Here is a 23,364-nt window from a genome sequence, read left to right as displayed (position 1 = left end):
ATCCATGCCGCGTGGGCGGCTGCCGGGTTCCTCGTGCTCGGCCTGGCCTTGTTCATCCATGACGAGCGCGTCGCGGCGCGGTGAGGGCTCAGTGCGGCGGCACGCGAGGGAAACCGCATCTGCTCTGGCCAGCGGCCTGTAATGTGCGGAGACGGACGGGAATCGAACCCGCCTGCCCGAGATCCTCGGGCACCTCGGTTTTGAAGACCGGGAGGGCCACCAGGCACCCACACGCCTCCCCACTGGGCCCCATGCAAGCGGGTCATCGACCAAGGATCAATCCGCCACACCGCCCTGAGGAGCAGTCATGACAACCACCGCCTCCGCCGACCGGGCACGCGTTCGCCTCACCGGTTACGCCCGCGGTGGCGGCTGCGCCTGCAAGATCCCGCCGGGGGAGCTGGAAGCGGCCCTGGCCGGCCTCGTGCCGTCCCCGAAAGGATTCGGCGCCGCCGAGCTCCTGGTCGGACTGGACAACGGTGACGACGCCGCCGCTGTCCTCCTCCCGGGCGGGGGCACGGCGTTGATCGCCACCGCTGACTTCTTCACCCCGGTCGTCGACGACCCCTTCGACTGGGGACGCATCGCCGCCGCCAACGCCCTCTCCGACGTCTACGCGATGGGCGGAAGGCCGCTGGTCGCCGTCAACCTGCTCGCTTGGCCGCGCGAGGTGCTGCCGTTCGAGCTGGCCAGGGAGGTGATGCGGGGCGGGTTGACCGTCGCCCGCGAGGCGGGCTGCCACGTGGCGGGTGGCCACAGCGTCGACGATACGGAACCGAAGTACGGCATGGCGGTCACCGGCATCGCCGACCCCGCACGGCTCCTACGGAACGACACCGGGCGCCCCGGCGTACCCCTGTCGCTGACCAAGCCGCTCGGTACCGGAGTGCTGAACAACCGTCACAAGGCGACCGGAGAGGACTTCCCGCAGGCCGTCGAGACCATGGCGGCCCTCAACCGTGACGCCGCCGAGGCAGCGCTCGCCGCCGGGGTCGTGTGCGCCACCGACGTCACCGGCTTCGGGTTGCTCGGCCATCTGTACAAGCTGGCCCGGGCCTCGGGCGTCACGGCCGTCCTCGACACCGCTGCGGTGCCCTACCTGGACGGGGCCCGTGACGCCGTCCGTGACGGCTTCATCAGCGGCGGCACGCGCCGCAACCTCGACTGGGTGGCCCCGCACACCGACTTCGGACGCACCGGTGAACCGAACCGGCTGCTGCTGGCCGACGCCCAGACCTCCGGCGGACTGCTGATCGCCGGTGAGATCCCGGGCGCGCCCGTGATCGGCGAACTGGTGGCCGCTACCGAGCACACTCTGGTACTGCGCTGACCCTCAGTCAGATCTCGGTGCCCGTCTGGTCCGTGATGCCTGCGCGGCGGCGGTACTCGCGGACCAGTTCCACCGCGGCGGGCCCGCGCGGTCGCCGTCCCGGCCGGATGTCGCAGGCCAGTGCCTTGGTCTCCTGGATGTGCGTGTTGGGGTCCAGGGACAGGTGCACCAGTTCGTTGGCCGCGTCGCCCGTGGTGTAGCCGTTCGGGCCCCAGTGGTAGGGCAGGCCGACCTGGTGCAGCGTACGGCCCTGCACGATAAGTGGCACCATCCGGTCCGTCACCAGCACGCGTGCCTCGATCACGTTGCGGGCCGTCACCACCGTGGCCCAGCCCAGGTGTTCCAGCGAGCGTTCGGCCGCCAGCAGCGGGGAGACCTCGCAGAACATCGCGGGCTGCAACTCGGCCAGGTACGGCTGCCAACGCGTCATCCCGCCCGCCGTGTGGTGCTCGGTGAGCCGATAGGTCGTCGCCACGTACGGGAAGACCTCCGAGCCCGGCGCGCTGCCGCTCGGCTGGTACCGGTTGTCCGGAAGCGCGGGCAGTACCTGCCGGACCGGGTTGCGCTGCTGGCGGTAGAGGGGGTTGTCGAACGGTGAGTCCTGCGGCTCGTAGTGGGTGGGCAGGGGGCCGTCGGTCAGTCCGGCGGGGGCGAACAGCCAGCCCTTGCCGTCGGCCTGCATCACGAACGGGTCGGTGCCGGACAGCGCCTCCGCCGCCTTGGCCTCGGCGGGCGGGCGGTAGTCCGGTGGTGTCGTGGCGGGGAAGTCAGGGATGTCGTGTCCGGTCCAGCGGGACTGGTCGGCATCCCACCACACCAGGGCCTTGCGCTCGCTCCACGGCCTGCCCTCCGGATCGGCGGAGGCGCGGTTGTAGAGGATGCGGCGGTTCGCGGGCCAGGCCCAACCCCACTCCCCGGCAACCCAGTTCTGCTGCTCACCCGGTTTGCGGCGGGCCGCCTGGTTGACACCGTCCGCGTACACCCCGCAGTAGATCCAGCAGCCGCAGGACGTCGAACCGTCGTCCTTCAGCTGGGTGTACGCGCTCAGCGGCCGCCCGTCGGCGTCGCGGCCGCTTACCTCGGCGAGAACGGCCTCGGCGTCCGGCTCGGCAAGGGCGCCCTTGGTCGGGTAGTCCCAGGCCAGGTCGAGCACCGGGCGGTCCATCTCATCCGTGGACGCGGCCAGCTTCTCGCGGATGATCCGTCCCAGGTGGAAGGTGAACCACAGGTCGCTGCGGGCGTCCCCGGCCGGTTCGACCGCCTGATGGTGCCATTGCAGTAGCCGCTGGGTGTTGGTGAAGCTGCCGTCCTTCTCGGTGTGGGCCGCGGCGGGCAGGAAGAAGACCTCGGTGGCGATGTCCTCGGTGCGCAGTTCGCCGGTCTCGATCTCAGGACCGTCCTTCCACCAGGTGGCGCTCTCGATCAGCGAGAAGTCACGCACCACCAGCCAATCCAGGTTGGCCATGCCGAGCCGCTGCATCTTGGTGTTGGCCGAGCCGACCGCCGGGTTCTCGCCGTAGAGGAAGTAGCCCCGGCAGACGCCGTTCTGCTGTGCCAGTACCGTCTCGTAGGTGCTGTGCGAACCGGTGAGCCGCGGCAGGTAGTCGAAGCAGTAGTCGTTCTCCGCGGTCGCCGCCTCACCCCAGTACGCCTTCAGCAGGCTGACCAGGTAGGAGCGCATCCCACCCCAGTAGCCCTTGTGTGCGGCCTCCGCCTCGACGAACTTGTCCAGGCTCTCGTGCTGGTGGGCGTGCGGCATCGGGATGTAGCCGGGCAGCAGGTTGAACAGCGTCGGGATGTCCGTGGAGCCCTGGATGGAGGCGTGGCCGCGCAGCGCCAGGATGCCGCCGCCGGGCCGCCCGATGTTGCCCAGCAGCAGCTGCAGCACGGCGGCCGTGCGGATGTACTGCACTCCGATGGTGTGCTGGGTCCAACCGACCGCGTACGCGAAGGCCGTGGTGCGGTCGCGACCGGAGTTCTCCGTCACGAGCTGGCAGACCTGCTGGAACACGTCCTGAGGCACGCCACAGGTCCGCTCCACCATCTGCGGTGTGTAGCGCGCGTAGTGCCGTTTGAGCACCTGGAAGACACAGCGCGGATGGGTCAGCGTCTCGTCGCGCTCCGGCTCGCCCTCGCCGATCGCCGCTCCGCCGGAGCCGTGCGCCTCGCCACGGCCCGACTCGGCGATCCGCCGCTCGTACTGCTGGTCGCGCTCTCCGGAGGCGGCCTGGACCTCCACCCCCTCGTACTGCCAGCTGGTCGGGTCGTACGCCCGGCCCTCCCGGTCCAGGCCCGAGAACACCCCGTCCAGATCCTCGGTGTCGCGGAAGTCCTCACGCAGGATCATCGGGGCGTTGGTGTAGGCGACGACGTAGTCACGGAAGTACTTCTCCTCCCGCAGCACGTGGTTGACGATGCCGCCGAGGAACGCGATGTCACTGCCCGCGCGCAGCGGTACGTGCAGGTCCGCCAGGGCGCTGGTCCGGGTGAACCGTGGGTCGACGTGCACCAGCTTGGCGCCGCGCGCCTTGGCCTCCATCACCCACTGGAACCCCACCGGGTGGCACTCGGCCATGTTGGAGCCCTGGATGACGATGCAGTCGGCGTTGCCCAGATCCTGCTGGAAGGTCGTCGCGCCGCCGCGACCGAACGAGGTCCCCAGACCGGGGACGGTGGAGGAGTGTCAAACCCGCGCCTGGTTCTCGATCTGCACCGCGCCGAGCGCCGTGAACAGCTTCTTGATCAGGTAGTTCTCCTCGTTGTCGAGGGTCGCACCGCCCAGACTGGCGAAGCCGAGGGTGCGTCGGGTCCGCACCCCGTCGTCCTCCCACTGCCAGCCGGTTCGGCGCGCCGCGATCACCCGGTCGGCGATCATGTCCATCGCGGTGTCCAGCGCCAGCGGCTCCCAGTCGGTGCCGTGTGGCCGCCGGTACAGCACCTGGTACTTCCTGGCCTGGCCTGTCGTCAGTTGCAGGCTGGCGGAGCCCTTGGGGCACAGCCGACCGCGCGAGACGGGGGAGTCAGGGTCGCCCTCGATCTGTGTGACCTTCCCGCCCTCGACGTAGACGTTCTGAGCGCAGCCCACCGCGCAGTAGGGGCACACGGACTTGACGGCCTTGTCGGCCGTGCTGGTCCGGGATGTCAGCCGTTGGCTGCGGGCGCTCTTGGCTGCCGCTCCACGGCCCAGGGGGTCCCTGCCGGTCAGCTGACGGTAGACCGGCCAGGAACCGATCCAGGTCCGTACACCCACGGCGGAACCTCCTCGTCCGGGGTGCCCGTGAGCGGGGCACCGGTTCCCATCATCACCTCGGCGGCTTCGTGCCGCAGGTCGGCGCCCCTGCTTCGGCCCGGGCCGCCAGCCGCTCGCGTTGCGGCAGCACCGTGTACTTCGCGTCCTCGGCGGAGCTGACCCCGGCCTGGAAGACACCGAACCGCAGCGCGGCGGAACCCGCCAGCAGCGCCGCGCCCGCGGCGGCGGCCACCCCGCGGGCGCGGCGCCCGGCCACCAATGCTCCGGCCGTCCCGGCGCAGGTCAGGATCTGCGAGGCGCGCATCAACTGGCCCGCGCGCCCGGTCCGCAAGGGCTCGGCGCTCAGGCCCATGCGGCGTCTCATCAGCTCTGTGGCGCCGAGTTCGAGCACGGCACCGAAGGCGGCGGCACGCCGTGCCGGAGCGTTCTGCCCGGCGGGGGAGACCAGCAGGCCCAGTCCGGCCGCGGCCGTCGCGGCGGACCCGCAGAACACGAACGGCATCTCCCGGTGGCCGTCATGCCAGGTGGGCACCGCGGTGTCACTGATCAGCACAGCCGTGTAGGACGCGACCGCGGGCCCCAGCAACGCCGCCGCGGCCCCGGCTGCCGCACCGACGCGCGGCAGCCGCCCCGTCACCGTACTGGCCGCGGCGGCCCCGGCCAGCGGGGCGTAACCGGTGAGCAGCCAGGAGCCCATGCTCATCGGCGAGGTCGGTTTCATGACGCGCAGCATGTTCAGGAAGCGGGCAGGTCGGCCCAGGTCGTGGACGAGCGCCGCCAGCGACAGCGAGATCGCGGTGAACGCGCCCACCCGAAGAGGTCGCGCCAGGCCGTGCCGACCGCTGGCCGCGGCTCCCGCCGCCAGGACCGAGGAGCCTCCGGCGAGTCCGCCGAGGAAGAGGTATCCGGCGATGTCGAGGGCTCGCCAGACTGGCTTCTTCAGCACCGGGCGGCCGTAGTAGGAAGCGAACTCCGTCGGCGGGACCATGGCGCGCTCGCCTCGCCCACGTCCACCCCGCCCGCGACCGGTACGACTGCCGTCAACGGGTACGTCGGCCCCACTCATCGCTTCCTCCGCACGCAACACGCCGCCATCCCGGCGGCCAGCGTCACCGCGGCGACCGCGGCGTGCCGCCACATCGCGGGCAGGTCACGGGTGGTCACCACCGGATCAGGCGGCAGGCCGTAGACCTCGGGCTCGTCCAGCAGCAGGAAGAAGGCACCGTCACCGCCGACGCCGTCCGCCGGGTCGTGGCCGTACAGCCGAGCACCGGGAACACCGGCGTCCTGAAGCCGCCGGACCCGCTCGGCGGCCCGTTCGCGCAGCTCGTCGAGTGGGCCGAACTGGATGGAGTCGGTGGGGCACGCCTTGGCGCAGGCGGGTTCCAACCCGGCGCCCAGGCGGTCGTAGCACAGGGTGCACTTCCACACCCGGCCGTCTGACTTACGCTGGTCGATCACGCCGTACGGGCAGGCAGGGACGCAGTAACCGCAACCGTTGCAGACGTCCTGCTGGACCACCACGGTGCCGAACTCGGTACGGAACAGGGCCCCTGTCGGGCAGACGTCCAGACAGCCCGCCCGGGTGCAGTGCTTGCACACGTCGGAGGACATCAACCAGCGCAGTTCCGTCCGCCCGTCGGGCGCCACCGGCGCGATCCCGCCGCCTTCCGTCGCCGCACCGGTGCCCAGCCGGGCGGCCTCCGCGAAGACGTCGACGCCACGGTGGTCGACGGTCGCCCACGCGCCGCCGGAAGACTTCTTCTGTTCGACGAACGCGACATGCCGCCATGAGTCGGCGCCGAGGCCCTGCGTGTTGTCGTACGACATGCCGGTGAGTTCCAGGCCGTCCTCGGGGACCGCGTTCCACTCCTTGCACGCCACCTCGCAGGCCTTGCAGCCGATACAGATCGAGGTGTCGGTGAAGAACCCGACCCTCGGCGGATGGGCACGGTGGCCTGCCGCGGCCGCGACATCGAGCGGTGCCCTCCCCGCCGTCGGCGTGGGCGCATCCACCGGGCGTTCCTGCACGGTCGGGCTCCTTCGTCGAGGCTCGGGCGTTCGATGGGCCAGCGGTAGCCTCCCTCCACTCAACCGTTGGAACTCCCGTCCCGCGAACCGAGAGCGCCCCCGAGTGGTCCAAGTGGGTACGGGAGCGAAGGCGGACCGCGGCCGTTGACCGTACTCTGGCCGGCCGATGCCCACAGCCCGCGTCGACGTTGCGAGTCGCCTGGCGCCCGCGGTGGAAAATGCCTGGCACCAGCTTGACCTCGGTGGCTAGGGTCGGCCGGTGAGCACTCGCACCTTTCGCATCACCGTCCGCGGTGTCTTCGCCGACCTCAGCGCCGACCAGCGGGCCGAACTCCTGGCCCGCGCCCCGGAGCACGACGTACTGCACGCCGCCTTCACCCCGGACGGGCATCTGAGCTACGACCTCGCCGCCCGGCCTGCGTTCACCTTCCGCTTCCTGGCCTCGGGAGAGGCGGAGGAGGACATCCTGGCCGCGACCGACCGCGCCGAAGACGCGGCGAAGACCTGGATGACCGAGCGCGGCTACGGCTACAAGAACCTCAGGTGCACCGCCGAGGACCTCTCCCAGGCACCCCTTGGCAAGCGGCAGCGCCGGGCTGCCGCGCGGAACGCCTGATGCGGCGACTCGCGGTTCGGGGACATCACAGTTGAGCGCGGACGGCGACCAGCAACACCGCGATGCCGACGACAAGCCAGCTGACGTAGTCGCCCATGTGGCCTGAATGAAGGCGGCGTAGCGGCCTCACGACGCTCTGGGCGTCGCGTGGAGCCCCCCACAGCGCCGCCGCGGCGAACACCACGGCGAGGGCCGCGGAGGCCAGGCCGAGGGCGATGCCTTCTGCGGTCCAGTCAGCGGCGGGCGGCTTCGCCGAGGCATGGGCGTACCCGTAAACGGCGCCGACGTATCCCGCCCGATCGGTGAACAACCCTGCGGCTTGGGCCAGTTGACGACCGATGCCGGGAAGCAGGCCGAGGGCCAGCGACCCGCAGAGCAGCAGGGCGGGCACGGCGAGCATGGGCAGCGGAACGCGGCGGGACGGGTCGCGGATCTCCGGCTCCTCGCCGCTGCCGGTGGTCTCCGGAACCTCGTGGTTCTCGCGCGGCCGACGCCCCGCCCCGGCGAAGACCCGCACTCCGGCGCGCAGCACCGCCGCGCCGGTGGCCGCCGAGGCGAGTACGAAGACCGCGGGCAGCCACGCGGCGTGGGACTGCGCGGAGTGTTCGGCGAGGGCCTTGCCCAGTGCCGTACCGAACGGCGGCAGCCCGGCGAGTGCGAGACCGCCGAGCACGAACAGGACTCCGGCGAAAGGCAGTTCCCGGCCCCGGCCGTACAAGGAGTGTTCGTCAACGCTGCCGTACCGGTCCAGCAACGTGCCCGTGACGCCGAACAACGCCGCCTTGGCTCCGGCGTGTCCGGCGACGTACAGGGCCGTACCGGCCGTGCCTTCCGGGGTCAGGAGCGCGACGCCGACCAGGAACAGGCCGACATGGCTGACGGTGGAGAACGCCAGCATCCGCTTGAGGTTGCGCTGTTGCCAGCACATCACCGCGCCGACGACGGCGGTGATCACGCCGGCGACGACGAACGTGTCACGGAAGACGTGGTGCGGGATGCCGTGCGGGCCGGAGAAGACGATCCAGTAGATCCGCGCGGCGCCGTAGACGCCGAGCTCGACCATCGCACCGGAGAGCAGCATGCACACGGGCGTCGGCGCGACGGCGTGCGCGTCCGGCAACCAGAAGTGGAACGGCGCCACGGCGCCCTTCACCAGGGGCCCGATGAGGACCAGTACGAAGGCGGTCACCAACAGCGCGTCGGTGCGATGGCCGGTGAGCTTCTGGCCGATCTGGGCGAAGCCCAGTTCACCGGTCCTCGCGTACAGCAGGCCGATGCCCAGCAACGAGCAGTAGGCGGCGAGCGAGTTGATGACACCGAAGGCGAGCGCGCCCTGCAGAGGCCGCGGGTCCTCGATGCGGAAGCCGGTCAGCGCGTAGGCCACCGCACCCATCAACTCGAAGAAGACAAAAGCGTTGAACAGGTCGCCGGTGAGCGCGAACCCGCACATGCCCGCCTCGAACAGCAGGATGAGAGCGGGAAAGGTGCCCGCGTGCCCGGCGGGCGGTTCCTCGAAGTACCGCCAGGAGTAGGCGACCACGGCGAGCACGAGCACCGCGGTGAGCAGCGCGAGTCCGATGCCGATCCGGTCGTTCACCAACACGATGCCGACGCTTTCACCGTGCTGGAGTCGCCAGCCGCCGAGCCAGCTGACGGCGTGACCGTCTCCGGTGCGCATCCACAGCAACATCAGGTCGGCGACCTCCGCGGCAGCCCAGAAGGTGACGAGGAAGTCGCTGACGACGCGGGGCAGTCGCCTGCCGACGAGGACCAGGACAACGGCCCCGAGCAGCGGGATGGCGACGCCGAGCGGCAGCAGGTTCGCGGTGCTCATCCCGGCTCAGCCCTTGAGCCCGGTGAGGGCGTCGGGATCGACCGTGCCGTGGCGCTTGCGCAACTGGAGTGCGATGGCCAGGAGCAAGGCGGTGACAGTGGCACCGACGACCACATCGGTGAGGGCGAGTGCCTGCACCACCGGATCGACGACGGGGGTACGCGTGGAGGTGTCGGTGAAGTACGGTGCGGTACCGCCACGGCGGAAGCCAACCGTCAGCAGCAGCACGTACGTTGATGACTGCGTCACCGCGAGGCAGCCGACGGTGCGGATCACATTGCGGCTGGTGACCATGCCGTACGCCCCGACCAGGAAGATCCAGCCGGCGGCCAGGAAGAACAGCGACGTCATCGTCCGGTCCTGTTGTCTTGTTCGTCGGGGGAGTTGATCTCCACCGCCTGGTCCAGGAAGCCGGCGAGCAGTACCACCACGCCGGAGCCCACCTCCAACCCAACGGCCGCGTTGATGACGGGCACCAGCCCGCCCGACGACAGCTGACCGAAGGTTCCCAGCGGCAGGACGTTCTGGAGGTACGCCGCGCCGACGGCCAGGCCGACCAACCCGAGGCCCACGAAGGCACCCGCGCCCACGGCGTCCGCGACGTCGAACACGGCCAGCGGACGGATCGCCTTGAGCACACCGTAGTCGGCGGCGACGTACGCGAGGTGCAGCCCGGTGGCGAGGATGACGCCGCCCTGGAAGCCACCGCCCGGCGACAGTTGCCCATGGGCGACGATGTAGACGCCGGTCAGCAGGGTGATCGGCAGCAGGACCGAGCCGAACAGCCGGGTGGCGGGCAGCACCCGGCCCCGCCGGACCCCTCCCAGCCGTTCGTCACGGGCACGGCGCAACAGTACGAGGCCGCCGAGCACGGCGGCGAACAGGATGGACTCCTCGCCGAGGGTGTCGAAGGCACGCTGGTCGAAGTTGACCGAGGAGACCGTGTTGGCGGTGCGCTGGTGGAAGGCCGCGGCGATGGCGCGGGCTCCGTAGGGATGCGACAGGGTGCCGAAACGCGGCAGTCCGGTGCAGGCGGCGGCGAACGCCACCGCGAAGACCGCCGCGGCGGCCCAGAACAGTCGGACCCGCAGGACGCGGCTCATCGTTGCCGCTCCCCGTCCCGCCGTTGCACAGCGGAGCGCCGCACCTTACGCACCGTCAGCATGATGAGCAGCGGTGTCACGGCCGTGCCCACCCCCAGCTGGGAAAGGGCCACGTCAGGCGCCTGCAACACGGTGAAGAGCAGCGTCAGGCCGAGGCCCAGCATGGCCAGCACAAGGGCCTGGCGCATCGGGTCCCGGGTGAGCGCGGCGACGGTGGCGGTCACCGTGACCAGCAGAAGGCAAGCCGCGATCAGATACTCGCTGATGGCATCGGTACCGCTCACGAGGGAGAGTCCTTCCGTAGCAGGCCGTCGTTCTGGGCGGTGCCCCGGCCGATCGCCATGGTCGTGACCGGTCCGCCGACGGCGGTCAACGCGGCGATGACCAGGAACTTGACCGCGCCGCGCCCCGGCCCCGTCTCGACGGCCAGTGCCAACGCGACCAGCGGCACACCGAGCGAGGTGGCCGGGGTGAGGGCGTGCAGACGTCCGTAGGGGCGGGGCAACACGATCAGTGCCGTCGCCGACAGGAGCAGTACCGCTACGCCGAGGACCAACAGGATCAGCGCGCAGATGTGGCGGAATGTCATTTCAGTCGGGCTCCCCGCGGGTTGATTCCGGTGCCTGGCTGTCCAGGAAGCGCGCGAAGACAAGGGTTCCGGCCGGTCCGAGCGCCGCCAGTACCAGCGGGAGATCGGCGTACGAGCTGCGGTTGAACCCCTCGGTGAGCAGGAGAAGGATCGCTGAGCACATGGGGGCGGCCATGTTGAGTCCGGTCAGCCGCTCCTGTGGTGTGCGACGGCACACCAGCCACAGGCATGGCGGCAGGCCCAGCGTCAGCAGCACGGCGCTCGCGACCAGCCACGCGTTCATCACCGTTCACCTCCGGTGAGGACGCGTTCGAGCGCTGTTGTGGTGTCACCCAGGACGTGAATGGTGAGGGTGTCCCCGAACCCCGCCACCCCAGGACTGACATCGACGACGTACGCGCCGGGGGTGGCGGACAGCAGGGCGCTCGCCCAGGCGCTGCCGGTGCCCTTCCTCAACTTGACTTCACGAATACCCGACTTGACTTCCCGCCCTCGCAGAGCAGCGATGGTGGCCCCGGCCAGCCGTCCGGTGTCGGCGAGCACCGCCCCCGGCCAGGCCAGCAGTGCGCGCGCCCAGGGACCACCCCGGTTTCCCCCGGTACCGGACGCGCGGCGCACCGCCCACGCGGCGACCGCGGCGAGCACACCCGCGCCGGCACCGACTGCGAGCTCCAGTGTGGAGACGGTACTGATGAACATGAGGTTGAGAACGAACAGAAAGGCCCACCACGCCGCGATGTGCACCACAGCATCGGCCCGCCGCATCGGTCCTCCTCCAGTCCCCTGTGTCGTCAGCAACGTCTACCCGTAGCTGCGGGACTGATGCGGCGCGCACGCCGATGCGGTCGACGGGAGGAGGTGGACCATCACCGGCGTGGAGCAGTGGGCACGGTGGCGGGGGTGTCCGGGGCACGAAGACGCCGCGATGGGGCGGGAGGTCTCGGCGCTGGCCGCTGAACGCCAGTCGCGCTCCCAGGCCCATGATGACGCCAGAGGCGCCGCCAATGATCGCAATGCCACGGGCTGGCTTCCCCAGCCAGCCGCGCGCGCTGCCGGCGAGCAGTCCCCAGGCCGCGTCCGAGACCAGAGCGACAGCGACGCAGACGAGGCCGAGCAACAGGAGCTGAGCGGGAACTCGCCCCGCGGCCGTGCCCACGAACTGCGGCAGCACCGCCGTGAAGATCACCAGTCCCTTGGGATTGCTGACATCCACCACGAACCCCTCCCACAGGATGCGGCCTTGACTCGCCGGCGACCGGTCCGCGTCTTCCTCCTCTGGCGGCATCAGGTTACGGAGTTCGTCGGCCAGCGCACCGCTGGGGACGCCTGGGAGGTCCTACGGCACCACATCGACCGCGTCTTCACCCCGGACGAGCCCTCAACCAGCTGACGCGTCCACGCTTCTGTGCCGCGAGGTGAAGTCTCCACTGGGAAGGTTCCGGGGCCGCACAGCATGGCCCCAAGTAGGGGTTCTCGACGAGGCGGGCGTTGCTGAGGCGGGGGATCAGCACGCCGAGTGCGAGCTGGGCCGCGACGCGGGCGAGCGGTGCGCCGCAGCAGAGGCGGGCATGGCGCAGCGGGACTCCTCGTGGCGAGCACCTATGAAGTGACCGAGCATGCCGCGAGGTTGTACGTCGCGTTCGCCAACGGGTCATTGAGCGGCCGTTTTCTGTGTTGGGTCGAGGATGCCGCGCAGGTCGACGATGTCGTATCCATGGGCTCGGATGGCCTCGACGAGTTGGGGCAGTGCGTCGGCGTCGAGGACCGTGCTCTGGCCGTCGGAGCCGACGTGCATCTGGATGATCTCGCCGGGGCGCAGGGCATCCAGCGCCCGCTGGACCACCTTTCGTACGCTCATGCCGCCCCTGGGGCCGCGGTAGCCGTTGGTGTCGGTGGTCCACTCGATGTCGGCGAAGCCCAGCGCGTTGACTTCGCCGATCTCCTGCGGGGTGGTGTCGCCGTACGGGAAGCGGAAGAACGGCAGAGGAGTGGTGCCGGTGGCGGTGCGGATGGCGTGGTCGGCCCGGAGGACCTCCGCCGCGCGCTCACCGGGCCGCAACGTCTCGAAGTGCGGGTGGCTGTATGAGTGGTTACCGATGCCGTACCCGGCCGCCGCGATGGCGCGGGCGGCTGCCGGGTGGCGGTCGGCGAAGTCGCCGGTGAGGAAGAAGGTGGCCGGGACGTGATACCGGCGCAGCACGTCCAGCGTCGTGTCGACGCCCTCCACGTCCCAGGCGGCGTTGAACGTCAGTGCCACCACACGTCGTTGGGTGGGCATCGTGCGGTTCTCCGACCCGAACAGGGCCCGCAGCCGGTTGATGGGCCGAGCAGGCTCGGAGAGGGCTTCCGCCGAGCCGGTCCGCACGGCGGGAGCCGCAGCACGGCCACGTCCGGCGGCGGCTGTCGGTGCCGTGCCGAACGCCGTCAATGCCGCCGCCACGACCACCAGGCCGACCACGGTCCTCTTCGCTGCTTTCGGGAAGGGAGTCACGTCGGCAAGCTACCGTCAACCAGGGCAGGCGAGTTGCCCCTCGGACGGGTTGCGAGGGGCGACGACCGCCGCCTCGGTGCGCCATGCTTACACGGTGGTGCGCCATGCTGACGCGGTGACGATCAACCTCACTGTCGATGACCGGTTCCAACTCCCGCACACCTTCGGGGCATACGCCGTCCTGGCCGATGGCCACGATCCGGTGAACCCGCAGACACCATCACCACTCCACGCGGAAAACTGACAGCGACCATGCAAGACGTGAACGAGGTTCTGGCGGAGCCCGGTTCGGCCCTTGGCGGACCCGCCAGACGAGATGTGCTGCGGCTCGGGATTGCCGCTGGTGCGCTGGCGATGGCAGGCGGCCTCGGCGCCAACCGCGCCGAGGCAGCGGCGAGCCCGCACGTGAGAGGACACCTGGCGGGCCAGGATGTGACCAGGCTGCCGTTCCCCGAGCAGAAGGTGGCCCTGACCTTCGACTGCGGCAGCACGCCGGACGGCGTCGACAAGGTCCTGGCGGCCCTGGCCGAGCACGGGCTTCCCGCGACCTTCTTCATGACCGGGCGCTTCGCCTCCACCCATGCGGACGCGGCCCGCCGCATCGCCGATCGGCATCCGGTGGGCAACCATTCCATGACGCATCCGATGTTCACCAAGCTCACCCACGACGAGCGGGTGCGGGAGGTCCAGTCGGCAGCCGATGCCATCAAGAAGGCGGTGGGGCGGCGGCCTGTGCCGCTGTTCCGCTTCCCCTTCGGCGATGTCGACCAACAGTGCATCGCCGATGTCAACGACGAGGGATACGTGTGCGTCCGGTGGACGGTTGACACCTGCGGCTGGAAGGGCACCTCCGGCGGCGCCACGACGGACACCGTCATCGCCCGCGTCATGAAGGCGCTGGTCCCGGGAGCGATCATCCTGATGCACGTGGGAAGCACCGGTTCCACCGATCCCTCGACCGTCGACGCCACCGCCCTGCCTCACCTGATCAAGGCGCTCGACGACCGGGGCTACGGCTACACCACGCTCGACAGCCTCATCCCCTGACCGCCAGGGCGCCGCGCGAGCAGGGCCCGGCATGCCGGTCGGGCCCCTGCTCGGGCCGCCGTCTCCTGCCGTGGCCGACCAGGGGAAACCGCTCCCTCGGCACCCTGCTGGGGAGCACGTGCGAATGATCAAAATGCGGGGGTTAGCATATGAGCACCGCCTAGCTCGAAAGAGAAGCCTGTGACTGTCAACGAGGACACGTTCACCAACTGGAAGCACCGCGAGGAGACCGCGGAGTCGATGATCCCGATCATCGGGAAGCTGCATCGGGAGCGGGACGTCACGGTCCTGCTGCACAGCCGCTCCTTGGTGAACAAGTCGGTGGTCAGCATCCTCAAGACCCACCGATTCGCCCGGCAGATCGCCGGTGAGGAACTCTCGGTCACCGAGACGCTGCCGTTCCTGCAGGCTCTCACCACGCTCGATCTGGGGCCCTCCCAGATAGACATCGGCATGCTCGCCGCGACGTACAAGGCCGACGACCACGGTCTGTCGGTGGCGGAGTTCACCGCCAAGGCCGTCGCCGGTGCCACGGGCGACAACAAGATCGAGCGCCGCGAGGGCCGCGACGTCGTCCTCTACGGGTTCGGCCGCATCGGCCGCCTTGTCGCCCGCCTGCTCATCGAGAAGTCCGGCTCCGGCAACGGCCTGCGGCTGCGCGCAATCGTCGTCCGCGGAGGTGGTGACCAGGACATCGTCAAGCGCGCCTCGCTGCTGCGCAGGGACTCCATCCACGGCCAGTTCCAGGGCACGATCACCGTCGACGAGGCGAACAGCACGATCGTCGCCAACGGCAACGAGATCAAGGTGATCTACTCCGACGACCCGATGTCGGTGGACTACACGGCGTACGGCATCAAGGACGCCATCCTCATCGACAACACGGGAAAGTGGCGCGACCGCGAGGGTCTGTCGAAGCACCTCCGCCCCGGGATCGCCAAGGTCGTCCTCACCGCGCCCGGAAAGGGCGACGTCCCCAACATCGTGCACGGTGTCAACCACGACATGATCAAGCCGGACGAGCAGATCCTGTCCTGCGCGTCCTGCACCACCAATGCGATCGTTCCGCCGCTGAAGGCGATGGCGGACGAGTACGGTGTTCTGCGCGGCCACGTGGAGACCGTCCACTCGTTCACCAACGACCAGAACCTGCTGGACAACTACCACAACTCCGATCGCCGCGGCCGCTCGGCGCCGCTCAACATGGTCATCACCGAGACCGGTGCCGCCTCCGCCGTGGCCAAGGCGCTGCCCGATCTCAAGGCGAAGATCACCGGCAGCTCGATCCGCGTCCCGGTGCCTGACGTCTCGATCGCGATCCTCAACCTGCAACTGGCGCGCGAGACAAACCGCGAAGAAGTCCTCGACTACCTGCGCAACGTGTCGCTGACCTCGCCGCTCAAGCGCCAGATCGACTTCATCAGCGCCCCCGACGCGGTATCCAGTGACTTCATCGGCTCCCGCCACGCCTCGATCGTCGACGCCGGCGCCACCAAGGTCGAGGGCGACAACGCCATCCTCTACCTCTGGTACGACAACGAGTTCGGCTACTCCTGCCAGGTCATCCGCGTCGTCCAGCACGTCTCCGGCGTGGAGTACCCCACGTACCCGCTGCCGGTGGCCTGAGCCCGGTGTGAAGCTCGGCTTCCGACAACTGGGCTCCGACCAGGGCGAACACCCTGGTCGGAGCCCTCGGCCGTACGGGCGGGCTTCCCCCGGGTGGGTTAGTCGGTGACGAGGGCGAGGGCGAAGCCGTCGTAGCCCTTGGAGCCGACGGTCTGAATGGCGGTGGCGGTCAACCGGGGGTGCGCGGCGAGGAGTTCGGTGAAGCGGCGGACGCCCTGGACGCGGGGGTCGGTGCTGGCCGGGTCGGTGACCGCGCCGTCGCGGACGACGTTGTCGCCCACGATGACGCTGCCGGGCCGGGTGAGCTTCAACGCCCATTGCAGGTAGTCGGGGTTGGATGGCTTGTCAGCGTCGATGAAGACCAGGTCGAACGGATCCGGCCCTTCCTGCGCGAGCAGGGGCAGGGTGTCCAGGGCCCTGCCGACACGGAGGTCGACAATGCGGTCCAGTCCGGCGCGGGCGATGTTCGCGGCGGCGACCTCCGCGACGTGCTCGTCGGCCTCGAGGGTGACCAGGCGCCCGCCGTTCGGCAGGGCCCGGGCGAGCCAGATGGTGCTGTAGCCGCCGAGGGTGCCGATCTCCAGGATGTTGCGGGCGCCCCGAACGCGGGCGAGCAGATGCAGCAGCATGCCCTGGTTAGGCGCGACCTGGTGCGGCGGCAGCCCAGCCGCCTCACTGCTCTCGACGGCCGCGAGCAGGGCGGCGTCCTCCTCGACCAGCAGGCCGTTGAAGTAGTCGTCGACGGCTGTCCAGGTCTGCTGCGCCACAGTGGGTTCCCTCCCAGTGCTCACCCAGTACCGACACGGAACTTACGATGTGTATGGGATGACCTGTCAACCGAATTCCTCGGCCGTACGGCGATGCAGGGCCCGGCCCGGCTCCTTGTGGCGGTCAGCCGTCCCCGGAACTTCTCGCGTCAGCCACCTTGAGGAGAACCTCACCGCTGAGTGGCAGAAGTGCCGTACGGACCACTCCGGTCGCCTGTTACACCGACCGAGCCTGGTGGAACCACCCGAAGTTCCACTGCCACAGCTCCCGTGCCGCTGTCACGTGGAAGTCAGGGAAGTCCATCGGCACCACGCCCAGGTGGGCCATCTGCGGCCGGTGGCTGTCGAGGTAGTTCTCAAGGGTCGGTACGATCTGGTCCGCAAGGTACTTCGGCCAGGTGAAGACGTTGTACGAACTCGGCGCGAGGCTGATGAAGTTGATGTACAGCTTGCCGGAGTCCTGGTTCGCCAGCGCCTTGTCGAAGTGCTGCACGATCGCCGCGCGTTTGTCGTCGTTCGAGACGTTGTACTTGTCCTGGAGCTCGAACCACTGGTTCGACATGAAGTCGTTGTCTCCGTCGGGCCAGCGCAGTAGCGTTCGGGGCCCGGTGTAGCCCTGGAGGACCGGTACGATCCGGCCCCTTGCCTCGCCGAGCGCCGGGACGTGATCGCCGAACCAGAACAGGTCCGCGTAGCCCCGGTTCGTCACATAGTTCTCGAACGTCGACGTGAACTGATCGTTCGTCAGCTCGTGTTCGTTCTTGACGCGCATCAGCACCAGCTCCTGCGGGTGCTGGCCAAGGAAGGACCGCGTCTGGTCCAGGACGTCGTCGAAGGTGATGTACTGGTAGTAGTTGGCGTGGTAGATCCCGAACCGCCCCGGCTGGTCCTGGAGCCGGCCGCAGCGGATGTCGAAGAAGCGTATTCCGCGTTGGAGTTGCTCCGGGATGCCCATGTTCTGCGTGTGCGACCACTCCGTGCCGTGGTTCGGATCCGTGCAGCAGGTGTCGTGCGTACCCGGAAGCGTCATCCTGTCCAGTCGCACGTGGTCCGACAGCCACCCCATCCACGAGTCCGACTGGACGTCCCCCGCCCGGTCGTCCGCCGCTGCGGCCCCCGCCGCGCCGAGCGGTAACGTTGCGGCCAACGAGCCCGCTGCTGCCGCCTTGAGGAAGTCTCTGCGGGGTATCTTCATGCCGTACGCCCTCCCGCTTCGGAACACCGTGGTGCGCTTCAGGACCGAACTCCAGTGCCAGCAAGGCACTTTGACACCACGCCACCGAATGGTCAATCGCCAAACCGATGCGATAGGTGTTCCACCAAGCCGGGCTCACCTCCGGCCCCGTCGCGGCGGCGCGCCCCTTGATCGCCTCACGCGACTCCGGCGCGCTCGTGCGTCGGCGTTGGACGGGAACAGAGTCTTTCGTGCGCGGGACCACCTCACGTTGGGTTCTCGTGTTGGACGCGTCATGCGGAAGCTGCAGGGGGACCTCGGAGACCGTACGGCCCGCGGCCGAGCGCTCGGCCGCGGGCTGCTCGAAGAACTCTCGTGCCTGGTCACAACCAGGCAACGCTGGTCCCGGCAAAGTCAGGCGCGCGGGTGCGGTTACGGCGACTGGGCCAGGAACGGGAGCACCACGGCGGCCACCTCGTCGGGAACTTCCTCCGCGAGGTCGTGTCCGGCATCGAAGACATGACCGGTGACGCCGTGGGCCATGAGCCGCATCTGGGCCTCGTTCCGGTCGCCGATGAACGCCGACCCGCCGAGCGCGAGCACGGGAATATCCAGCTTCTTCTGTGCTGCCTGCCGGTTCTGTTCTGCGTCGATGAGCATCGCCCGATAGATCGCCAGCATCGCGCGGATACCGCCGGGCATGGAGTAGCAGCGCACGTATTCGTCGACTGCTTCGGCGGTGGCCGTGTCGGGGTGGCTGCGTTCGTTCTTCAGCATGTACGTGATGAGTTCACGCTCGTGCCCGGCGATCAACATCTCGGGTACATCCGGCTGGAAATAGAAGCCCAGATGCCACAGGTGCATCCCACTCGAGACGTTCTCGTGGGTGAGCGCGGTGTGGTCCTCGAAGCCGAACCCGGGGAACAGCGCCTCGGTGAACACCAGGGCGTTGACGTGTGCACGGTGCCGGGCGGCGAGCTGGTAGCCGATCACCCCTCCCCAGTCCTCGCCCATCACGCTGTACGACTCGTGGCCGAGGTGGGCCATCAGCGCAGCGATGTCATCACTCATCGTCGCGGAGTCGTATCCGTCCACGGGACGGGCGGAGTCGCCGAGGCCGCGAAGGTCCGGCACGACGACGGTGTACCGCGGTGTCAGCTTCGGGACGAGATGCCGCCAGTGGTAGCCGGTCTTGGGCACGCCGTGCAGCAGCACCACTGCTGGGCCGGACCCGCCTGTCCGGTAGTGCAGGCTCGTTCCGTTGGCGGGGGCACGACCCGTGCGGACCGGGTCTCCACGGTGATCGAGAATCATTTCCTCATCGCCTTTCCTGGTGTGCTTCGCAGCGCGGCGTCTGCGCCTGCCCCAGCCGCCACGGTCACCGTGTCTTCGGCGCGCTGTCCTGCCGGTCTGCGGCGCCGTGGTCCGCAATGTCGATGACGACGCGGCTCGGACTGTTCGTGCCCGTGGTCACCGGACCGGCGCGGTGGCTGACGGGGCGTAGGAAGACGTTGTCCGGGTAGAGGCGGCCGAGCAGCGCCAGAACGGCGATGTCGTCCTGAGCGGTGGCGTCCAGGGTGACGTCGCTGCCCTCCGTCCACACCAACCCGGGAGCGCCCAGTACGGTCCACACGTCCGCGGTTCGGACTTCACCGGATGCCCCGGCACTTGCGGTGAGGCCGTGGCGCTGGGCGAAGCGATGGCCGCGCAGGGCCTGGCCGAGGTCGACGCGGACGCTGGTGCCGTTGTGGGTGACTTCGATGTGAGCGGTGCGGGTCCCGTCGACGACCGGTTCGGCCACGATGCGGCCGGTGATCGGTCCTGGTGTTCCGGTGGCGGGTGGTAGATGCTCGATGAGCGTGCGGGGTGCGGCGTAGTAGTCCTGCACCTCGGGGACGTATGCGGCAGTGCCGCGCGTGGCGGGGCCGGGACGCCAGGCCAGCAGGTGCCGGGGCGCGGTGAGGGGCGGCGCGTCGACGACGGCGGGCAGGACGGTGCCGCCGTCATGGTCGAAGCCGTAGCCGTCGGGACCGGAGCCGCCGGTGACGACGCGACGGGCGAAGTCCACGATGGTGGTGTGCCGTATCTGGCGGACCAGGAGTTCTGTGAGGAAACGGTCGCGGTCCGGCTCGATGTGCCGCAGCCCGGTCGGGGTGACAAGGAGAGGGACCTCCTGCCAGTTGACGAAGGGCAGCAGGGCGTCGCGCAGCAGGACCATCTGGTGCAGCCACTCGTTGTACAGCTGCATCGTGACGGGGCCGCCGTGGCGACCCATGAGCAGGTCGGCCGCGGGATGGGTGAGCAGGTGGCCGTAGCAGTGGCTGCGGACGGCGAGCTGCCCGGCGGGCAGCGGTATCCGGTGGCTGAGCAGCCGGTCCAGGGCCGCGGTCGCCCAGGAGGCGATCTCCCGGCCGATGGTCTCGGCCTGCGCACCCAACTCGCGGGTCGCCGGGGCCGCATCGGGGCCGAGTACCAGCGGCAGCGAGGTCTCCCGGGTGCCGAGGCCGAGCGTCGCGCGGATCTGGGCGTCGAGTACCTCGCGGTCGACGCTCTGCAGGGCATCGATGACGCCCTGCAGCAGCGGCTCGGCGCCGGTGAAGAACTCGCGGGCGGTCATGGTGCCCGTCGCCGGGAAGGTGTTCCATCGGCTGCCGCCGAGGGCGGGAGCGGTCGAAGTCTGCGAGGGGGGCATGGATTCTCCTCTGGTGTCGATGAGGCAGTGGTCGGTGCCGCCGACGTCTGCGTTCGCATGGGCGACGGCTTTTTCTGGATCATCCGATACAGATTGAGGGCGTGAAAAAGTCAATCGAGGGTGGCCAGCGCGACCTCCACAAGGGGTTCGAGGACGCGAGGGTCTGGTGTGATCTTCGAGGAGACAAGCAGGCCGTTCAGGAAGGTGACGAGGAAGGCGGCGAGGGTGTGCGGGTCGTGCCGCGTCGAGATCTCACCCCGGTCCGCCGCCACGCGCAGCACTTCGGCGAGCGCGTCCTGACTGGCGCCCAGTACATCACGCACGGTCCGGTGGGTCGCCGCGTCCTCCGGTACGCGCTCGCAGGCGGCATTCACCAACAGGCAGCCTCGGCCGCCGAGTTCGACGGCGATGCGGATCCGTTCGATCAGCATCGCGCGGATCGCGGACCGGGCATCCGACCCCTCGTCGAGGCTGCGCAGTGCGGCGGCCGCGAACGTGGTGCGGTAGTGCTCCAGTGCGGCCCGGTACAGCCCGTCCTTGTCGCCGAACGCGGCATACAGGGAACCCTGCCCGATGCCCAGGTGCCTGGTCAGGTCGCGCACCGAGGTCGCCTCGTACCCGCGCACCCAGAACAGCTCCATCGCGCGGCTCACTGCCGCCTCGGTGTCGAACTCCCGGGTCCTTGCCATGCGCTCACCCTAATCTATCTGGATCGAATGCTCAAGAAAGTGTCGTGGCATCCGTCGGGTGCGTTCCGGATCATTCGCCTTGTCTGTGTCCTGTTGACGGTGTCGGCGGCCCACGCAGCCGCTCCGGATCGAGATCCGCCGTGCCTCACGGCATCTGAGGCAGCGCCCCCGGCTCCCCGGCGCCCGCCCACGTCCGCCCGTGCGGGAACGCACGGAAGTTCCGCCCCCAGTTGGCGTTCTCGAACTGGTGGTAGCCATAAGGGGCCTGGATGCCCGTGGCAATGGACAGAGCGTTCCGCTGCCGCTGATCGCGCCCCGGCGAACGTTCTGCCGCGGCAGGCGCAGGAAGTTCCCAAGTCACATGCCGAGAGCAGGCTTTCGCAGTCTTCCTCTAGAGTGCTTCCGTCCCCTACACGCGCCTGTGGTCCCCGCCCGTCGGCGCACGCCGATCCTGCCCACGGGGCCGACCGAGGAGCAACCGTGACCGACCTGTCGTCCATGTCCCTGCAGCAGGAGATCGCCCGGGACCTCCGGGTGAGCGAGTCCTTCGACGCGCGGCAGGAGATCGAGCGCCGGGTTGCCTTTCTCGCCGACCAGCTGAACTCCACGGGCCTGCGCTCGTTGGTGCTGGGCATCAGCGGCGGTGTCGACTCCACGACCGCGGGCCGGCTGTGCCAGCTCGCGGTCGAGCGGGTCCGGGCCGCAGGGCGGCAAGCGACGTTCATCGCGATGCGGCTGCCGTACGGCGCCCAGGCCGACGAGAAGGACGCGCAGCTGGCCCTGGAGTTCATCCGGCCCGACCAGGTCCTGACCGTCGATGTGAAGCCTGCCAGCGACGCCGCGCTGGAGGCGGTGCTGGCCAGCGGCGCGGTCTTCCGCGACGCGCACCACCAGGACTTCGTGCACGGCAACATCAAGGCCCGGCAGCGCATGATCGCCCAGTACGCGGTAGCGGGCGCGCACGAAGGCCTGGTGGTGGGCACCGACCACGCTGCCGAGGCGGTCTCCGGCTTCTTCACCAAGTTCGGCGATGGCGCGGCCGATGTGGTTCCGCTCACCGGCCTGACCAAGCGGCGCGTACGGGCCGTGTCGGAGGCTCTGGGGGCGCCGTCCGCGCTGACTTGGAAGACCCCGACCGCGGACCTGGAGACGCTGAACCCGGGCAGGCCCGACGAGGAAGCGCTCGGCGTCACCTACGACGACATCGACGACCTCCTGGAAGGCAAGCCCGTCGACGAGCCCGCCTACACGGCCATCGTCCGCCGCTACCGACTGACCGAGCACAAGCGACAGTTGCCGATCGCGCCCTGATCCCGGCGGCAACCCCGATGCTGCTGGCCGATTCCTTCCTGCCTTGTCCTGGCGTAGGCGTTCGGCCAGGCAGCGGTTGGAGTCACCCGAGGACGTGAACTAGTCCCACCGCTACCAGTGGCGTTGACTTCGGCTCGCAGCAGGCGAGCTCTGCTCGGGGCCACCGGTGAGGCGGGCGGCACTCACGCGGGACCGCGGCTGAGCGAAGGGCCGTGGCCGCCGAGCGCGTTGCCCACAGCCCTGTCCTTGTTGCCCTCGCGCCGCAGCCCCGGCCCCGCATGCCGGCCCGCTCAGTTCATGTTCTTCTCGATCGCAGCGATGTACCTGTGGATCGAGTGGTCGCGTACGCCGTCGCTCACGGGGGCGAAGGCATCGGCGGTGAGCCCCTTGGCCCGGTCGGCGAGGCCGCCGAAGAGCGACATGGACTCGCGAAGCTTGCCGTCGGCGTCGATGTACCGCAGGACGTCGACATGGGTGAAGGCGGGCTCGGGCGGAAGCTGAGGCACGATGTCGTTGTTGTTCACGAACCGGAACATGCGTTGCTTGAAGCCTTTGTTGTAGGCCGTCGCCAAGAGTCGGTCGCAAGTGCGTGGCTGCCCGTAGGTGAAGACGCCGTCGGCCAGGAGCCGCGGCTCCTCCAGGTAGAGCCGGGCCCCGGCAAGCATGGCCAGCGCACCGCCCAGGCTGTGTCCGGTGAACCACAGGCTCTGCCCGTTTGTCCGGAGCGCCTCCAAGGTGCTCTTGACCGTCGGGAACACCGATTCCAGCGCCTCGGCGAACCCGTAGTGGACGTAGCCGGTCTTCGCCGGACCGG

General features: G+C 69.4%; 24 protein-coding genes, 1 tRNA gene and 1 pseudogene. 7 read left to right on the top strand and 19 right to left on the bottom strand.

What is annotated here, in order from left to right; all coding sequences use genetic code 11:
• Positions 1-145: 145 nt before the first annotated feature.
• A tRNA-Sec gene (locus tag O5O46_RS34085) sits at positions 146-239 on the bottom strand.
• Between the two features lie 68 nt (positions 240-307).
• Here O5O46_RS34085 and selD point away from each other — a divergent pair.
• Positions 308-1,330: a selenide, water dikinase SelD gene (gene selD, locus O5O46_RS34080; protein ID WP_269859554.1), complete on the top strand. Its 1,023-nt coding sequence runs from the start codon at positions 308-310 to the stop codon at positions 1,328-1,330.
• 7 nt (positions 1,331-1,337) lie between these two features.
• Here the strand turns inward: selD and fdh are convergent, their stop codons facing one another.
• From fdh to O5O46_RS34065, 3 genes are read right to left on the bottom strand one after another with little or no spacing between them, the layout of a single operon-like run.
• On the bottom strand, positions 1,338-4,580 hold the full coding sequence (fdh, locus tag O5O46_RS34075; RefSeq protein WP_269859553.1) for a formate dehydrogenase: 3,243 nt from the start codon (positions 4,578-4,580) through the stop codon (positions 1,338-1,340).
• Between the two features lie 52 nt (positions 4,581-4,632).
• A complete protein-coding gene (gene nrfD, locus O5O46_RS34070; RefSeq protein WP_269859552.1) occupies positions 4,633-5,646 on the bottom strand; it encodes an NrfD/PsrC family molybdoenzyme membrane anchor subunit in 1,014 nt (337 codons plus the stop codon).
• The gene (locus O5O46_RS34065; protein WP_269859551.1) at positions 5,643-6,611 is read right to left on the bottom strand and encodes a 4Fe-4S dicluster domain-containing protein; all 969 of its coding nucleotides are present in this window, start codon (positions 6,609-6,611) and stop codon (positions 5,643-5,645) included. The genes nrfD and O5O46_RS34065 overlap by 4 nt, the downstream gene beginning before the upstream one ends.
• Before the next feature lie 259 nt (positions 6,612-6,870).
• Between O5O46_RS34065 and O5O46_RS34060 the strand changes: the two genes are divergently transcribed.
• Positions 6,871-7,227: a DUF6204 family protein gene (locus tag O5O46_RS34060; RefSeq protein WP_269859550.1), complete on the top strand. Its 357-nt coding sequence runs from the start codon at positions 6,871-6,873 to the stop codon at positions 7,225-7,227.
• Between the two features lie 25 nt (positions 7,228-7,252).
• On the opposite strand, the gene O5O46_RS34055 is transcribed toward O5O46_RS34060, so the two are convergent.
• The 8 genes and pseudogenes from O5O46_RS34055 to O5O46_RS34020 form a co-directional block, all read right to left on the bottom strand.
• Entirely contained in the window at positions 7,253-9,061 is a 1,809-nt protein-coding gene (locus tag O5O46_RS34055) for a complex I subunit 5 family protein (protein WP_269859549.1), read from the bottom strand.
• Positions 9,062-9,067: 6 nt separating this feature from the next.
• Entirely contained in the window at positions 9,068-9,412 is a 345-nt protein-coding gene (locus O5O46_RS34050; RefSeq protein ID WP_269859548.1) for a sodium:proton antiporter, read from the bottom strand.
• Positions 9,409-10,164, bottom strand: coding sequence for an MnhB domain-containing protein (locus O5O46_RS34045; protein WP_269859547.1), 756 nt, complete (start codon positions 10,162-10,164; stop codon positions 9,409-9,411). Before O5O46_RS34045 ends, O5O46_RS34050 begins: the two co-directional genes overlap by 4 nt.
• Positions 10,161-10,430, bottom strand: a complete 270-nt coding sequence (locus O5O46_RS34040) for a Na(+)/H(+) antiporter subunit B (protein ID WP_269859555.1) — start codon at positions 10,428-10,430, stop codon at positions 10,161-10,163. The genes O5O46_RS34045 and O5O46_RS34040 overlap by 4 nt, the downstream gene beginning before the upstream one ends.
• A 14-nt stretch (positions 10,431-10,444) precedes the next feature.
• On the bottom strand, positions 10,445-10,753 hold the full coding sequence (locus tag O5O46_RS34035) for a cation:proton antiporter (protein ID WP_269859546.1): 309 nt from the start codon (positions 10,751-10,753) through the stop codon (positions 10,445-10,447).
• A 1-nt stretch (position 10,754) separates the two neighbouring features.
• Positions 10,755-11,036, bottom strand: a complete 282-nt coding sequence (locus O5O46_RS34030; protein WP_269859545.1) for an MrpF/PhaF family protein — start codon at positions 11,034-11,036, stop codon at positions 10,755-10,757.
• A complete protein-coding gene (locus O5O46_RS34025) occupies positions 11,036-11,518 on the bottom strand; it encodes a Na+/H+ antiporter subunit E (protein WP_269859544.1) in 483 nt (160 codons plus the stop codon). Before O5O46_RS34025 ends, O5O46_RS34030 begins: the two co-directional genes overlap by 1 nt.
• 247 nt (positions 11,519-11,765) lie before the next feature.
• Positions 11,766-12,038 (bottom strand): annotated as a pseudogene (locus tag O5O46_RS34020) (LysE family translocator); the annotation flags it as partial.
• Between O5O46_RS34020 and O5O46_RS34015 the strand changes: the two are divergent.
• Positions 11,994-12,143, top strand: a complete 150-nt coding sequence (locus O5O46_RS34015; protein ID WP_269859543.1) for a hypothetical protein — start codon at positions 11,994-11,996, stop codon at positions 12,141-12,143. The pseudogene O5O46_RS34020 and the gene O5O46_RS34015 overlap by 45 nt on opposite strands.
• A 261-nt stretch (positions 12,144-12,404) precedes the next feature.
• Here the strand turns inward: O5O46_RS34015 and O5O46_RS34010 are convergent, their stop codons facing one another.
• Positions 12,405-13,244, bottom strand: coding sequence for a polysaccharide deacetylase family protein (locus O5O46_RS34010; protein ID WP_269859542.1), 840 nt, complete (start codon positions 13,242-13,244; stop codon positions 12,405-12,407).
• A 94-nt stretch (positions 13,245-13,338) separates the two neighbouring features.
• On the opposite strand from O5O46_RS34010, the gene O5O46_RS34005 reads away from it, so the two are divergent.
• From O5O46_RS34005 to O5O46_RS33995, 3 genes are all read left to right on the top strand, one after another.
• On the top strand, positions 13,339-13,488 hold the full coding sequence (locus O5O46_RS34005) for a hypothetical protein (protein WP_269859541.1): 150 nt from the start codon (positions 13,339-13,341) through the stop codon (positions 13,486-13,488).
• 17 nt (positions 13,489-13,505) lie between these two features.
• Positions 13,506-14,291 (top strand): polysaccharide deacetylase family protein, encoded by a 786-nt coding sequence (locus O5O46_RS34000; protein ID WP_269859540.1) that lies wholly within the window; start codon positions 13,506-13,508, stop codon positions 14,289-14,291.
• Positions 14,292-14,471: 180 nt separating this feature from the next.
• Positions 14,472-15,917, top strand: a complete 1,446-nt coding sequence (locus O5O46_RS33995) for a glyceraldehyde-3-phosphate dehydrogenase (protein ID WP_269859539.1) — start codon at positions 14,472-14,474, stop codon at positions 15,915-15,917.
• Between the two features lie 98 nt (positions 15,918-16,015).
• Here O5O46_RS33995 and O5O46_RS33990 read toward each other — a convergent pair whose 3' ends face one another.
• The 5 genes from O5O46_RS33990 to O5O46_RS33970 form a co-directional block, all read right to left on the bottom strand.
• Positions 16,016-16,684, bottom strand: coding sequence for an O-methyltransferase (locus O5O46_RS33990; protein WP_269859538.1), 669 nt, complete (start codon positions 16,682-16,684; stop codon positions 16,016-16,018).
• Positions 16,685-16,901: 217 nt separating this feature from the next.
• Positions 16,902-17,879: a phosphatidylinositol-specific phospholipase C gene (locus O5O46_RS33985; protein WP_269859537.1), complete on the bottom strand. Its 978-nt coding sequence runs from the start codon at positions 17,877-17,879 to the stop codon at positions 16,902-16,904.
• Between the two features lie 411 nt (positions 17,880-18,290).
• Positions 18,291-19,172: an alpha/beta fold hydrolase gene (locus O5O46_RS33980; protein WP_269859536.1), complete on the bottom strand. Its 882-nt coding sequence runs from the start codon at positions 19,170-19,172 to the stop codon at positions 18,291-18,293.
• A 64-nt stretch (positions 19,173-19,236) separates the two neighbouring features.
• Complete coding sequence (locus tag O5O46_RS33975) at positions 19,237-20,550, bottom strand: hypothetical protein (protein ID WP_269859535.1); 1,314 nt, start codon at positions 20,548-20,550, stop codon at positions 19,237-19,239.
• Between the two features lie 110 nt (positions 20,551-20,660).
• Positions 20,661-21,239 carry a TetR/AcrR family transcriptional regulator gene (locus tag O5O46_RS33970; RefSeq protein ID WP_269859534.1) on the bottom strand — a complete coding sequence of 193 codons (579 nt, stop codon included), beginning with the start codon at positions 21,237-21,239 and terminating at the stop codon, positions 20,661-20,663.
• 480 nt (positions 21,240-21,719) lie between these two features.
• On the opposite strand from O5O46_RS33970, the gene nadE reads away from it, so the two are divergent.
• Positions 21,720-22,550 (top strand): ammonia-dependent NAD(+) synthetase, encoded by an 831-nt coding sequence (gene nadE, locus O5O46_RS33965; RefSeq protein WP_269859533.1) that lies wholly within the window; start codon positions 21,720-21,722, stop codon positions 22,548-22,550.
• 290 nt (positions 22,551-22,840) lie between these two features.
• Here the strand turns inward: nadE and O5O46_RS33960 are convergent.
• The coding region (locus O5O46_RS33960) for a lipase family protein (protein ID WP_269859532.1) at positions 22,841-23,364 on the bottom strand (524 nt) is incomplete at its 5' end.

It is taken from the genome of Streptomyces sp. RPT161, from assembly GCF_027533845.1.
Classification (GTDB): domain Bacteria; phylum Actinomycetota; class Actinomycetes; order Streptomycetales; family Streptomycetaceae; genus Streptantibioticus_A; species Streptantibioticus_A silvisoli_A.
This window is presented reverse-complemented; position numbering and strand designations above follow the sequence as displayed.